15 protein-coding genes and 1 pseudogene are annotated in these 13,890 nt (G+C 35.8%); 3 read left to right on the top strand and 13 right to left on the bottom strand.

Features of this window, described 5'->3' with window-relative positions; all coding sequences use genetic code 11:
* Positions 1-3: 3 nt before the first annotated feature.
* A complete protein-coding gene (locus FTV30_RS11090) occupies positions 4-222 on the bottom strand; it encodes a DUF6471 domain-containing protein (RefSeq protein WP_078390261.1) in 219 nt (72 codons plus the stop codon).
* Between the two features lie 228 nt (positions 223-450).
* On the opposite strand from FTV30_RS11090, the pseudogene FTV30_RS16510 reads away from it, so the two are divergent.
* Positions 451-549, top strand: a pseudogene (locus tag FTV30_RS16510) (transposase); the annotation flags it as partial.
* Between the two features lie 38 nt (positions 550-587).
* Here FTV30_RS16510 and FTV30_RS11085 read toward each other — a convergent pair.
* From FTV30_RS11085 to FTV30_RS11075, 3 genes are read right to left on the bottom strand one after another with little or no spacing between them, the layout of a single operon-like run.
* Positions 588-1,040 (bottom strand): hypothetical protein, encoded by a 453-nt coding sequence (locus FTV30_RS11085; RefSeq protein ID WP_180001602.1) that lies wholly within the window; start codon positions 1,038-1,040, stop codon positions 588-590.
* A 10-nt stretch (positions 1,041-1,050) separates the two neighbouring features.
* A complete protein-coding gene (locus tag FTV30_RS11080; RefSeq protein ID WP_076755202.1) occupies positions 1,051-2,295 on the bottom strand; it encodes a DUF1173 family protein in 1,245 nt (414 codons plus the stop codon).
* A 14-nt stretch (positions 2,296-2,309) separates the two neighbouring features.
* A complete protein-coding gene (locus FTV30_RS11075; RefSeq protein ID WP_180001618.1) occupies positions 2,310-5,222 on the bottom strand; it encodes an AAA family ATPase in 2,913 nt (970 codons plus the stop codon).
* Between the two features lie 532 nt (positions 5,223-5,754).
* On the opposite strand from FTV30_RS11075, the gene FTV30_RS11070 reads away from it, so the two are divergent.
* Complete coding sequence (locus FTV30_RS11070) at positions 5,755-6,291, top strand: conjugal transfer protein TraD (RefSeq protein WP_180001601.1); 537 nt, start codon at positions 5,755-5,757, stop codon at positions 6,289-6,291.
* A gap of 203 nt (positions 6,292-6,494) precedes the next feature.
* Here FTV30_RS11070 and FTV30_RS11065 read toward each other — a convergent pair whose 3' ends face one another.
* From FTV30_RS11065 to FTV30_RS11025, 9 genes are all read right to left on the bottom strand, one after another.
* Positions 6,495-6,722, bottom strand: a complete 228-nt coding sequence (locus FTV30_RS11065; protein WP_180001600.1) for a hypothetical protein — start codon at positions 6,720-6,722, stop codon at positions 6,495-6,497.
* Entirely contained in the window at positions 6,712-7,134 is a 423-nt protein-coding gene (locus FTV30_RS11060) for a hypothetical protein (RefSeq protein WP_180001599.1), read from the bottom strand. Before FTV30_RS11060 ends, FTV30_RS11065 begins: the two co-directional genes overlap by 11 nt.
* 159 nt (positions 7,135-7,293) lie before the next feature.
* Positions 7,294-7,530, bottom strand: coding sequence for a hypothetical protein (locus FTV30_RS11055; RefSeq protein WP_180001598.1), 237 nt, complete (start codon positions 7,528-7,530; stop codon positions 7,294-7,296).
* 61 nt (positions 7,531-7,591) lie between these two features.
* Positions 7,592-8,419: a DUF3560 domain-containing protein gene (locus tag FTV30_RS11050; RefSeq protein WP_180001597.1), complete on the bottom strand. Its 828-nt coding sequence runs from the start codon at positions 8,417-8,419 to the stop codon at positions 7,592-7,594.
* A gap of 228 nt (positions 8,420-8,647) precedes the next feature.
* Positions 8,648-8,935, bottom strand: coding sequence for a hypothetical protein (locus FTV30_RS11045; RefSeq protein WP_180001596.1), 288 nt, complete (start codon positions 8,933-8,935; stop codon positions 8,648-8,650).
* 232 nt (positions 8,936-9,167) lie between these two features.
* The gene (locus tag FTV30_RS11040) at positions 9,168-9,641 is read right to left on the bottom strand and encodes a hypothetical protein (protein ID WP_180001595.1); all 474 of its coding nucleotides are present in this window, start codon (positions 9,639-9,641) and stop codon (positions 9,168-9,170) included.
* 230 nt (positions 9,642-9,871) lie between these two features.
* Positions 9,872-10,465 (bottom strand): hypothetical protein, encoded by a 594-nt coding sequence (locus tag FTV30_RS11035; RefSeq protein WP_180001594.1) that lies wholly within the window; start codon positions 10,463-10,465, stop codon positions 9,872-9,874.
* Positions 10,466-10,694: 229 nt separating this feature from the next.
* Entirely contained in the window at positions 10,695-11,282 is a 588-nt protein-coding gene (locus FTV30_RS11030) for a hypothetical protein (protein WP_180001593.1), read from the bottom strand.
* Between the two features lie 311 nt (positions 11,283-11,593).
* Positions 11,594-11,989: a hypothetical protein gene (locus tag FTV30_RS11025; protein WP_005000189.1), complete on the bottom strand. Its 396-nt coding sequence runs from the start codon at positions 11,987-11,989 to the stop codon at positions 11,594-11,596.
* 463 nt (positions 11,990-12,452) lie between these two features.
* Here FTV30_RS11025 and FTV30_RS11020 point away from each other — a divergent pair, with 463 nt between their 5' ends.
* Positions 12,453-13,571, top strand: coding sequence for an IS1182 family transposase (locus FTV30_RS11020; protein ID WP_004907341.1), 1,119 nt, complete (start codon positions 12,453-12,455; stop codon positions 13,569-13,571).
* Positions 13,572-13,890: the final 319 nt, after the last annotated feature.

Below are 13,890 nucleotides of genomic sequence, written 5' to 3'. Positions count from 1 at the left end.
GAGTTAAAATCTTATTTCTTTACAACCAACCGCTTTGAGTATTTGAAGCATAAATATCGCCCCAAAAGTCCCACGATTAATTTTATTGCTGATGTTTTGGGGTGTTTCAGATATACCCATTGCTTCTAACTTTTTTGCCACGTCAATCAGGCTTAAATTTTTTCGGGCAATTTCTGCTTTAAGTAAGCCTTTTGCATACTCTTTCCATTCTTCGTCACTCATATTTTAACCTCATAAGATATAAGCGACATAGCATGTCGCAAAGAAGTTTAAAATCATTATATTTAATGATTTTAAACTTTACAAGATATTTATACCCCAAGAAAATAAACACTATATATAATGATATAAAATTATATAGGGTGATTTTATGAAAAAAGAATCTAAGCAACATTTTCTATTATCGGCTAAGGCTCGGCTCGTACTTTAATAGAGCAACGTAACGATGAATCGCTCTCAGGTGAGGTTTACATGGATGGTGCATATGTAAATGGTTATATTCGACCTAAAAATCGTAAGGAAGATCGTATTAATCGGCACAAAGCTGAAATCGTTATAATTATTGTGCGGTTGCTACATAATATCGCTTAAAAATAGTTTTCTTCAGGATATAAGGCACGTTGTAAACCAAAACCAATCAAGCCCGCTATAAGCATGTAAACAGCTTTCATATACCACATACCCCATATAACGGTTATTGTAGTTGCTGAAAATTCTTGTACTGGCTGACCTAAGAAATTAGTCGTTTGATTAAATGACTTTTCCGAAGCTTCAAGTGCGTAGTAATTTAATGCAGGGAACAAACACACAACCAATAGAACGGCTACCGCAGGGAAAAGTATAGCTTTAGATATATCCCACTTGATAGCGAAGTATAGCGCCACTACCAAAGCAATTAAGCCAAGAATAGACCTCATGCCAGTTGCAAAGTCTAAGCCCACTGCGGTTGAACCTTTCCACACTAGAAAGCAAAAAACAGCTATCAAAAAAGTGACAAAGCCTGCAAAAATTTTAAATTGTTCCTGTTCTTGGTAATCCATGTATGAATCCTTAGTTATTAACTGCGGTGTCAGTGTGATTGTTATAGCCTAGCAATGGCTTATTTTCAGGTGGTGGTATGTCCACAACGTCCCGATCTACATTGACCAGAATTGAAGTGAACTCACTTGATGCAATCAATTCCTTTGCTTCAGCAATATAAGAATCTTCAGTCTGATCATTAATCAAATAAAATGCTGTTGGTGGGTTGGTATCAGTAAGCAATACGTTTGCAATTGGACTTTTAGGGCTTAGATTATATCGCAAGCACTTAATGAATGACCTATTCTGCATTGTAAGCGTGTCTAAGAGTTCTTTTTCACCCAAGCTCTCAAATGGTAGCCAAGTTTGATTTAAAGGCACTAGAGCGATTTCTTCAATCTTTGCGATACCACTATCCGCAAATCCAAAAGTCCCAATTGCTAATAGGTTTACATCGTCTTGATAATGCGCCTGCTCAAGCTCGGCTTCAAAGCGTTTATTAACTCGGCTATACATTTTTGCATCCATAAATAAATGCAAGGTTGGGGCATGTTTTAGAATGATTCTGCCCCCATCAAAACGTGCATCTTCAATAGACTTAATCACACCAATAAATATTTTTAATGGGCGTTTATTGCCTTTAACTTTCAGGTCTGCCAACTCTGCTTTTCTTCGGGCTTCAATCTCATTGTGTTTGGTTTGGTCATAATATTCAGGGATATAAACCAATCCACTTAAATCATCTTTTTTATTCTTTTTATCATTCAAAGCTACTTTTAATGCCTTGCGAAATTGAAACCAATTATGCTTCATGTTCGGTTGGTGGCGGTTTAACAAAGCTTCTTCAAGCAAGTAATCTAACGTCCCTTTTAAGGTCAATTTTGTTGTTTCAGCTTTTACAGTGTCTTTAGGTGTATCACTTGGCGTAGGCGCTTGTTTGGATACATTGCTTTTTGACAAACTGAACTCAAACTTTAAAACACTTGCCCCTGTTTCATCTGTCTTGATAGCTTCCCCCATAACCTCGCCTAGTCCTGAAATTTCAGTAGGTGGCTCATAGCTTAGGCAACTAAAGTCGTGCTGATCTGCGCTGTTAGGCATACGCTTTAAAACAAAGTTTTCGCCAATTTTAGCGATATACATTTCAATGTTTTTTTGTGGCAGACAAGCGCAAATAGGTCTAATCCCTTTTTGATAACACTCTTGCAAAATTGCCTGTGTTAATACTTCATCGTCAGGACTAACAATTTTTCCATTATGTATAAAATTATTCATAAAACCGCCCTCATTTAATATTTAGGTGTGTTTCGATTAGGCGTATTTGGGTTTTTAATACGCTGATTAGGTGCATTCAAATTGTCTTTTGGTGCATTCGCTTTTTGCTTTAAAAGCTGTTCTCTAAACTCTGTATAGACTTCAGTTTTATGCCGTGAATCAAATCTAGCTTTTGACTGGTCTTTAAACTCATTAAAGTATTTATCTGAATATTCAAGATTCAATTTATTGAAAGGAATCTCGTATTCTTCATTTTTAATTCGTGCTTTCATTACTGGCTTATCTTTAACTTTATAAGCATCAATGACTTTTAATTCAGTACCTTTTTCAAAAGTTACCTTTTTAAATAATCCTGTTTTAATCTCAAGATCATTAGTAAGTTTTACAAGCTCACCTTTTGCTATATTCATATTGCCATTAAATCTAACGATCTCGTCACCAAGTAAGGCTTTAGATTTCAAACTTGCTCTAACTTCAGAAACGATTTCTTCTTTAGTGAATGTTTTATTTTCACTGGTCAATGAATACAACTTGCTATTTATTCCAAACAATTCACGCTTATTCTCTAAATGTAATCTATGATCATTTAAATAAGACTTCATTAAATTATCTTTAGATTCTACAAGTGTGAAGTCTGTAGAGAACTCTTTAGTTTCTGAACGTCCAAGTACCTTTTTGAAGTTTTCAAAAGCCGTTACTTCTCTTTCTACTGGTTTGTAATTATGGTCATAAGAAACTTTACCGTCAGGGGTCTTAACAGTTTCTTTTTCATTAGTTGCAAAAGTTAAAGCACTATAATTGATTTGAATATTTTGCTTATGTCGAGTTAAGGCAACATAAGTTAAATTAGCATTCATATTTTCACTAGCTACAATATAAGCACTATCTACAGTCATACCTTGTGATGAGTGAATAGTATTTGCATAGCCATGTTTAAACTGGTCGTATTCTTTTAAATCTACTCTAACAATTCTGCTATCACTTTCCATTTGAACCATCATAGCTTTAGGGTTATTGAATTTATCCTTTTCAAAACCTATTACTTTAGCCAGTTCACCATTACTAACTTTCATCTGTGAATTATTTTGTTTGAATACAATTTTCTCACCGATGGAAATATCTAAATCACCTTGATAGTTTTTCACAGAAACACTTTCAGGGTTAAGCTTACCTTGTTTGATAAGCAATGCTCTAGCCATTCGATTTAGTTCGTTCACATCACTATTAGAATGAGCAAGCATTAATTTACTTTCGCTAGAATCTTCACTCCATGACTTAACAGTTTTAGCTAAAGCTAGATCATGAGATTCGTATTCATTAACCATATTAATAGATTTATAAATATCTATTGCTTTACCTACTTCATGCTTAGAAAGATATTTAGATGCTTGAATCATCTTGTCAGATTCTTTGGCATGTTTCTGACGTTGAATATCCTCTAATGAAGCAATATTTTTCTTATCTAAGTTTTCTTGAATATTTGCAAATACATGACCCGCACTTACCGCACTTAACTGGTAACTATCACCAACTAATTTTATTTGTGCATCGTGTTTTTCTACAAGCATAAGCAAGCGTTGCATATCTCTTGAACCGACCATGCCTGCTTCATCCAAGATCAATACAGTTTTATTATTTATTTCTAAATTACCGCTATCATACTTAGACAAAAAAGAAGCAATTGTACTACTTGGAATATCACAATCATTCGCTATAGCCTTAGCTGTAATTGCCTGTAATGCGATTCCATATACTTGATAATCAGATTCTTTATAGGCTTCAGAAACAGCACTTAGAACGTATGATTTACCTGTACCCGCAGAACCATTCAGCAAGGTAATCCGATCGGTAGAAGTTAAGGTATAGAATGCTTTTTCTTGCTCACTATTAAATGTTCTTGTTTCAGCAACACGTACCGCATTTAAAGGTAATTTCTCAACTAGATTAAATGGTTTTTGAATACGGCTTTCTTCATTAGCATTATAGATAAATGTTGAGATTGATTCCTCAATACCTACAAGCTCTTTAGAAGAAAATACGACTTTATCTTTACCATATAAAGTAGCCATATCAGGGCAAGTTATTACCGATTCATAAGCTTTTAAATATTGTTCTTCACCATCTGTATGAGCCATTAAAAAACGCTCTAACTCACGTACTGAAAAAACAGATTGATTAGAAGTTAAAGCTTTGATTGCTTCGCTTGGACGCTCAATTATTATTTCACCATTTTGATGACGTACTTGCTTAATATTCTCATTTATATGGTACTTATGACTGCTAACGTAATCAGCTCTAAAGTTTTGGCTAGATAGTTCAATACCTTGTTCTTTAAAACTTCTATGGTCAATACGTGCATCAATACCCAAGTTTTCGCAAAAGTCATTTACATGGTTTGCCCATTCTAGGCGGGTATCAACCACAAACATTTTAGAAGAAAAATAACGATCTTTACCCGCACCGCCCTTTTCAGGATTTACTGGATTATAACGCTTAAAATGCTTTACTTCGTCACGCTCTATACCGTCTAATTTTCTTTCAGAAAACATAAGGTGAACATGCGGGTTTTGCTGACCATCACTAGCTAAAGGACTATGAATTGCATAAGAATAAGTGAAGTTTTCACCTAAAGTTTTTTCAACAAATTTCTCTACTAATTCTTCTCTTTGTTCTTTAGTAAGTTCTCTAGGTAATGAAATTTCTAATTCAGTATAAACACGCCCATTAATACGCTCATTCTTATCTGCTGACTTCCAAAAGTGTTTTGCATCAGTAGCCCATGACGGTAAATTTCCAGATTTAATATTTTCTAAATCATCTCTTTTATACTTTCCATCACGGTTAATGTAGGCGTAATGATTTGCGCCACGAGTTCCTGTAGAACCGTATTGCCTGCCTGTCTTAACTGATAAGTGATAGATCGCCATTTTATGCCTTTTTTGCTTTTGCTTTTTCTGTTTCTCGGAGAGAAACGCGGAAGCGTGCATTCCTACTGCTGTAGTCATGATAACCTCTCTATATATTCGCTACAAGTGACAAAACAAATGCTTGCATTTGTCCGATTTTAAAGCAATGCAAGGCATTGATTTTAAAAGCGGTTTTTTTGGCTGATTTTTGGCTTTTTTTGTAATTTTTCTTATATAGATATGGGGTTTCACCCCAAGCCCCACATAAGGGAATAATTCCCTTATGAATCCCTACACTTCGCCAGTGGGTCATCGGGGGTAGACACTTCGTTTACACCCCCTTTAGGATTAGTGTGTTTTTTTTGATTTTTGCTGATCAATATGTTTTCAGATGAGCCGTGAGCCTATGGCTTCCGTTCAGTCTGAAAAATATTGACAGTGTTTCTTTCTTTGCGAACTCATATACTTTTTGTTGCTTTGTATTTTTTTGGATTTTTTAGTTTTTCATTGTGATATTATTTGATCACCTTATTAAATTTTTGGATTGCGAAAAATGAATATTCAGGATTTCAAATTTACCGAAGATCAAAAGAAGTTTGTTAGTGAAGAAATTGATCGACTAAAAAAATTAGATACTAAAAATCAAACTGAAGAACTTATCTTAAATTTAGTTTCTAATATTGAATCAGGTACACCAACAAAACAGCAAATTAGTTCTTTTGAGCGCATTATGAAAAATGAGTTCAAAAAATATAAAGCTCGTTTAGAGTTAGAAAAAATCAAAGAGGATGAAAAAAAACTTCTTGCAGGTTTGAAAAAAGAAGCCCAAGTTGCACAAGCCAAAGATCGAAAAAAACGTGAACACAAGCTTATTACAATTGGCGCTCTTTTTGAAATGGTAGACTTCCCATCTGAAGATAAAGGCATTATCACTGGGATGCTTTTAAGTGCTATTGAAAATGCAAAAAATAACTCAAGTTATTTTGATAGTTTGAAAGCTTCAGGTGACAAATTTATTAATGATCGTGAACAAGCAAAAAAATCAAAAAGCACTTTAGTTGATAATTCAGGAAGTGTTACTACTGGATAACTAAAATTGAAATATATTATCTTTTGTCGCAACCCTGCGGGATTGCTTTGTAAGTCCCGCTTAGGGGCAAAGGGGAGTAGTTGCGGTTCTGCGGTCAGCTCGACAAAATCACAGATTTTGTCGGCTTCGCTTGAACCTTGCAACGGTAATCAGGGAGGGAAGAATTTTTATATTTCTTCAGTTCGCAAAGTAGACACTTTGCTCTATTTCTTATCTTTGAGTTCATCTTTATATATATATACAATACCCAATCCAAACAGTAATGATAATGAAAATTGAGATAGCGAAATAAAGTTTTTGTACTGTTCATAGGCTTCAAAATCTGTAATAAATAAGCTTAATATAAACCCTCCAATTTTATAGCCCGCCAACATTGATATTAGTGCTAATCCTAAAATTTTAACCCATACAAAAATAAACTTAATACTCATTTTTATCGTCCTCCAATATGCTTAAATTTCCGTAATATTCAACTTCAAACATATTCATTTCGATCAATATTGAATGAAAAAAGTTAAGTGGCAAATTTATTAGTTCTTTATGAACTTCCCATAAATCAACTTCAGCTTTAAACATTTTTGTATATCGTGGTTTATTTTTTTCGATTCTCTTTTTTTCGTCTGCAATAAGTTCACTTCTAATTTTATTTAGCATGTTTATCATTTCAATAGCTGTCTGATCTATGACATAGATACCCCATGATTTCCCATTCATCCATAGTTGAGCATCACGTTTATTGAACTTTGTATTTCCTTTATAAATCGTATTATAAAAGCCTATTACTTGTTCAGGACTATATAGACCATTCTTAAAACACTCTAGTTTAAAGTGTGCATTATTCATATTAGTGACCTCAATAAATTTATGTTAGCTCTTACCTGTTAAGATTATGCTTTTTACATAACCCTAAATTTGATTCGCAATGAACCGCAATTTTTTTGCTTCATTGGAATATCACCCGCAAAAAAATTGCGGGCGACTTTATCACCACTTTTTTGGTTTCTATATTTGATTTAAAACCAGTAATGTTGATTCTAAATCTTCAATATGTACGCCTAGTTTTTTGGCTAGTCTGTGCATGTTTTTATCATCAAGTATTCTTAGCGCTTTGTGTAATGATTCATAATTATTTAATGTAGAAAACTCCTCTATTTTATCATCAATGTAAACTTGATCTAACCCAGCATCTTTAAAACACTCGATCACCTTTAGCCCAACAAAAGATAATTTTTCAATCATTTTAACTTTTCCTTAAATTGCTTCATTGATTAGCAAAGAAAGCCCCGCAGGGCTTACTTTATTATAATTGATCTATAAGGCTTATTACTCGTTTAGATGCGTATATCCCATTTGCATTTAACTGGCGTACCCAAGCGCCCCGACTTGGTGACCATTTAAAACCATTACTCTTTAAAATTTGGCGTATTTCCTCCGTAGGTTTACCATCAAATATAAACATGCAACGATTTTCGATTTTGCATTCTGTATATTTATAAAGATCGTTCTCAACTTCATTTGAAGTTCTATTTTCAAGTGTTTGCAATTCTGCAATACGCTTTTTCAATCGGTTAATTTCTGCATTATTATTCTGAAGTGAATAGCTTGCAAAACCAATTGAGCCATATTTAGGATTTAATACGTCTATAGCTTTTTCTTTAGAAAAACCTAGCTCAATTAATCCCTCTAAACGTGCATTGTGTTCGGGAAATTTTTTAATTAACTTGTTAGCCTTTTTCATTAACTCTTGCGCCTGCTGTAACTTCTCAAGCTTGCTTTTAAGTTTTTCTATTGCATTAGGGTCGTCACTTGAAATACCGCCCTTGCCTACGCTATCAGCTTTATTTTGATAGTATTCGGCTTTCTTCATTTCCTGAACTGATTTACCCATAATAGAGTGAATTTTAGAACGAAAGTTTCTATCTCGTTTTTCACTATGATGACCAACTAAAATTGGTTGTCCAAACGGTATACATTCAGCCATTTGATTTGAACGTGTCGCCAATACTGTGCTTTTTACTGTTGCTTTATCAGCTAAAGCTTCATAACGATCTAAGCGGTTTTGTTGGCGTTCTTCATAACGCTTTAAGCGTTCTGCTTTGATTGCATCATTGTTATTTTGGTCGTTCATAATTCAATACCTTTTTAATTTAAGTCGCCAATCGACTTAATAAAAACATTATACCTAAATTGATTCGTTAGTACAAAACAATATATGTAAACAAGTGTAATTTTTATTGTGTGCCTTGAATGCTTCAGATTTGCGCTGTAGCGGGTTGTTTTCCTTTCCTGTGGTTTTGGTCATTCCCGATCTGAACCAAGCCCGCAGGCATTAAAAAAGCCCCTTGCGGGGCTTCTTTTAATTTCGTTTCTCTACTTCGTCCAGAACTTCGTTAATTTGTTCTATAAAGTCTTTGGCTTGGTGTTCTGCTTCGTCCATGCTGTCATGTTTTAAAGCGGTTAAAAGTAACTCTGTGCGACCTTTAAAAAACACAGTGATTAATTTAACTTGTCCAATCGTGATGAATATTTCGGCTTTACCTTTCTTTAAATAAATACCCTGCATAACGATCATGGCATTTTTTTTTGTTCTCAAAACATTTTCTACTAGATTTAAAACTGTCTTGGGTGAAACTTGAGTTTTCATATTTAAGTACCTTTTGTATGAGGTCGCCAATCGACCTGATAAATACATTATACATAAATTGATTTGTGAGTACAAAACAATATATGTAAACAAGTGTAATTTTTATTGTGTGTCTTGAATGCTTCAGATTTGCGCTGTAGCGGGTTGTTTTCCTTTCCTGTGGTTTTGGTCACTCCCGATCTGAACCAAGCCCGCAGGCATTAAAAAAGCCCCTTGCGGGGCTTCTTCTCTTTTAATAAATCAATTTATAAATTGCTGTAGTATCTAAAACATTCCTATTTTTATGTATAACGTCTTTTATGTAATCACTAAAAAAAACGGCTCTGCGATTGATTGCAGGTTTTGAGCTGTATGTCATCATTGCAATTTTAGACAATGCAAATAAATTTACCACAATTGAAAATTCTAGGGCATTCAGGTTAAACGCTTCGTTCCATCCATTTTCCATATAAAAAATTGAATCAGATTGCAAAGTCCAAAAGCCGTTTTTAGTTTCCCATACTCCCCCGTCATAGCTTTCACATAATCGGCTTGCTTCTTGATATAAGATATTTTCCCATACATAAATTGTATGAGCCATTGCAACTGTATAGCGTGGAAATTCGCTTTCTTGCATTGACTGCATAGCAACTAGGTCGGTTTTATTAAAGCTGTCATAGCTCATGTCTGCGATTTCTTCATCAGTCAACAAAACTAAATCAGTCATTTTTTAATTCCTTTGTATGAGGTCGCCAATCGACCTGATAAATACATTATACATAAATTGATTTGTGAGTACAAAACAATATATGTAAACAAGTGTAATTATTATTGTGTATCTTGAATGCTTCAGATTTGCGCTGTAGCGGGTTGTTTCTCTTTCCTGTGGTTTTGGTCACTCCCGATCTGAACCAAGCCCGCAGGCATTAAAAAAGCCCCTTGCGGGGCTTCTTTTAATTATGCGTATGATGAAACATAACTGCGCTTATAAACCTTTGTGCCTGTTGCTAGTGTTTCGTATTCGTGCGGTGTCGCTCTGATATAGCTTGTGATCATGATATAGCCGTCTAAAATTTTCTTTTTAATTGGTTCGCCTATAAATTCGTTTTGCTTTGGTGATACTTCACTTTGCATAAAAGCCGTATCATGTGAGCGTTTAGCAATTTCCCGAACTTCACAAAATGCGCCTTTCTTAGATACCACTTGATAAAATTCTACGTTAGTTTGTTCATAGCCCCAGCATGTAGATAAAACATCGCCTACCTGTAGTTCTTCACGGAATTTTTTTAAACGCTCTGCGGTTTTTTCTTTGTTCTGTAATTTTTGCTCATATCTTGCATTACATGATTGGATACTTTCCCCAACGGCTTGTTTTAAACGCTCAATTGTTCTGTAGTGAGTATTGATAAATGGTTTTTTTGCTTTTGCTCGATACGCCTTACATACAAGCATTTCAGTTGATACAAAAAAAACCGAACCGTCTTTAGCAGTTAAAACCAAACTGCCCTCATAGAACATTTGACCTTTTTCATTTTGAGTAAATTTTTTCATTTTCGAGTACCTTTTGTATGAGGTCGCCAATCGACCTGATAAATACATTATACATAAATTGATTTGTGAGTACAAAACAATTTATGTAAACAAGTGTAATTTTTATTGTGTGTCTTGAATGCTTCAGATTTGCGCTGTAGCGGGTTGTTTTCCTTTCCTGTGGTTTTGGTCATTCCCGATCTGAACCAAGCCCGCAGGCATTAAAAAAGCCCCTTGCGGGGCTTCTTTATTAATTCGCTCTATGGGCGGTTTCGGTTGTTATATAATTATTTATATTGTGGTCATATTTTCCATCACGTTCAAATAATGAAACGATCGGTAAGCCTTTTACATTCGTACCGTTCACAACTTTATCGACCCCAAAACCAACAACAGTAAGTTTTTTATAACCCTGACCCGAAAAGACAAACACTTGATCATTGACTTTTAAATCACTGGTTAAAACTTCACTTGAATCTAAAAACTCTCCTAACTGGCTTTCTACTGGTTGTCGGCTATCAATGTCTTTTAGCATTGCATTCATTCTTTCCATATTATTAAATTCACGACCAATCACACGCCAGTTTTTAATAAAATATGTGCCGTTATCTTCGGTACTCTCATAATATTTGCTTATCCCTATTGAGTTTGTACCTCCGAAAAAGTTACCAATTACTTGGCATAATCTAGCCCATCCGTAACTATCGCTTTCAGGCGGTCTATGCCCCTGCAATTCACAATATTTTAAAAATGGTGCTACGCTTTCAATTCCACCATTCCAATGTAGATACACAGCTAAATCTTTTTTAGTTGTAGCAATCAAGCATCTATTACCCATTTCAGTACACCTTTTGTATGAGGTCGCCAATCGACCTGATAAATACATTATACATAAATTGATTTGTGAGTACAAAACAATATATGTAAACAAGTGTAACACTCTAGGCGGTCTTAATAGAGCAAAGTGTCTACTTTGCGAACTGAAGAAATATAAAAATTCTTCCCTCCCTGATTACCGTTGCAAGGTTCAAGCGAAGCCGACAAAATCTGTGATTTTGTCGAGCTGACCGCAGAACCGCAACTACTCCCCTTTGCCCCTAAGCGGGACTTACAAAGCAATCCCGCAGGGTTGCGACTAGGGCAGGGGGGTTAATAATCCCAACGGCTTGCAACTGATCTAAAGTAAATTGATTTTTCATAGCCTAGTTTTCTTTCTACTGAAAACTTCCAACGGTTTACCGATGGCTTATCTATTCCTGAAAAATAAATAGGGTTAAAATTTGGTACTCGATAAACCTTTCTTTTTTTACAGCTCGGAATGCAATTTAAAATTTCATCTGCAATCATTTCATTATCACATTCAAAAATTGCATCACTGCCCGCTTTAATCACTTTGCTTTTTTCTAGTACCCCATACCAATTAAGGAGAATATAAAAGCGGTATATATGGGAAATATCAACGCTATATAGCCCTTTCATATCTTTGTATGATTGAGCTGTTTCAACTATAGGCAACTCTAACGAAAGTTGTTCTTTACTGGTCATAACTCAAAGCCTTTTTTATTAGATCGCCAATCGACCTGACAAATATATTATACCTATATTGATTTGTGAGTACAAAACAATATAGGTAAATTAATGTAATAGCGTTATGCGCCCTGATTGCTCTTATTTTTCGCTGTAGTGGGTTGTTTCCCTTTCCTGTGGTTTTGGTCACTCCCGATCTGAACCAAGCCCGCAGGCATTAAAAAAGCCCCTTGCGGGGCTTACTTATGTTTGCTTTAGATAGGTAAAGTAAAAGTCTAAAATTTGTTTAAATAGATTAATTGCTTCGTGATGTGCTTCAGCAATATTGGAATGTTCATGGGTGAAATAAAACTCATGTGGTGCTTTATCTATGTAGATAGAGGCACTTGCAAAACTCCACAAACAGCCTGAATTAACATTTTTTGAAAAAAGTTGTAGATGTTAAAATGAGCTTCTAAACCAACACCCTAACATCTACAGCATGAATACTACATTAAGCCCTTTTCTCAAACAACGGTTTCAAGCCTTACAATACGAACTTATTCCTTTAGTCGCAGCCGATTTAGACGGCATCAGCTCAAAGCTCGAACGCATTATTCGTGTGCTCGAGTGGAGTGACATCGAATCCTTGGTATACCAATATCAAGGGTGTGCTGTGGGAAGACCTCCTGCTGACCGCTGCGCTTTGGCATGTGCCTTTATTGCAAAAGCTGAACTTGGTATCGTCACCACACGGGGCTTGATTGAACGCCTAGAAGTTGATCGTAGATTGCGGCGAATTTGCGGCTTCAATCTGTATAAAAAACTACCCAGCGAAGGGACATTTAGCCGTGTTTTTGCTGAATTTGCAGCGCGTAAACTAACCACTCGCGTTCATGAGCAGATGGTGAAGTCCAATCTTGCGGATACGTTAATCGGTCATATTAGCCGTGATGCAACCATGATTCCAGCACGCGAAGGTGTTGAGAAAATAGTTCTCCCTCCTGTTGTAAAACCGCCTGCCAAAAAACGAGGTCGCCCTGCATTCAACTCGCCTAAGACCTTGACCACTAAAATATTAACTGCCATTCAGATTCAACTCACACAGACACTTCCTGAAATGCTCCGAGATTTACCTACGGGCTGTTCTGTTGGCACAAAAACGAACTCAAAAGGGTATTCTGAGAGTACCAAAGGCTACAAGCTTCATTTAGATACAGCATGTTGTGGTGTAGTGATCAGTGCTTATCTGACGGGTGCGGTCGTTCATGATAGTCGTGTTGCCCTGCCGTTATCGTTGATGAGTGAACAGCGTGTTACGGCATGTTATGAGCTGATGGATGCAGGTTATTGTAGTACGGATATTCGAGAGTTTGTGAGATCAAGAGGTCGTGTTCCGTTGATTGATCACAACAAGCGTCAGGGTGAAAAAATAGAATTTTGCAAAGCGGAAGCACAGCGATATAAAACCCGTAGCAGTGCTGAACGCAGTAATGCCCGTTTAAAGGATGAGTTTGGCGGTCGGGTGATTTATTATCGAGGTCACGCTAAGGTGATGAGTCATTTGATGTTTGGTTTGATTGCTCAAACAGCCGATCAATTGATGCGACTTTTGAGGTGACGACAAGGCAATTGATTAAGTGCTTAATGATTGAATATTTGACACAGGTCAACGCATCAGCTTGTTTAAGATATGGAGAAACAAGATGATTGATCCCTAAAATCATAGCGCAACTCGGGTTTGATTAAAAAAAAGCCTCTTTTTTAAGAGGAGCTACAGCTGTGTCGGCTGGGACAATAATTTTGCAAGTTCTTCATTTTCACAAGGCTTTCCTTTAGAATAGGCGCATCTTATTTCTTAGCTTTGATTTCTCAATGATTCAGTTAGACCAGTTATCTATACGTCGCGGTGGACGTGTTTTATTTCAAAAAGCGTCGAT

Origin of the sequence: Acinetobacter sp. YH12255, from assembly GCF_013417355.1 — a bacterium.
Taxonomy (GTDB): Bacteria; Pseudomonadota; Gammaproteobacteria; order Pseudomonadales; family Moraxellaceae; genus Acinetobacter; species Acinetobacter pseudolwoffii.
This window is presented reverse-complemented; position numbering and strand designations above follow the sequence as displayed.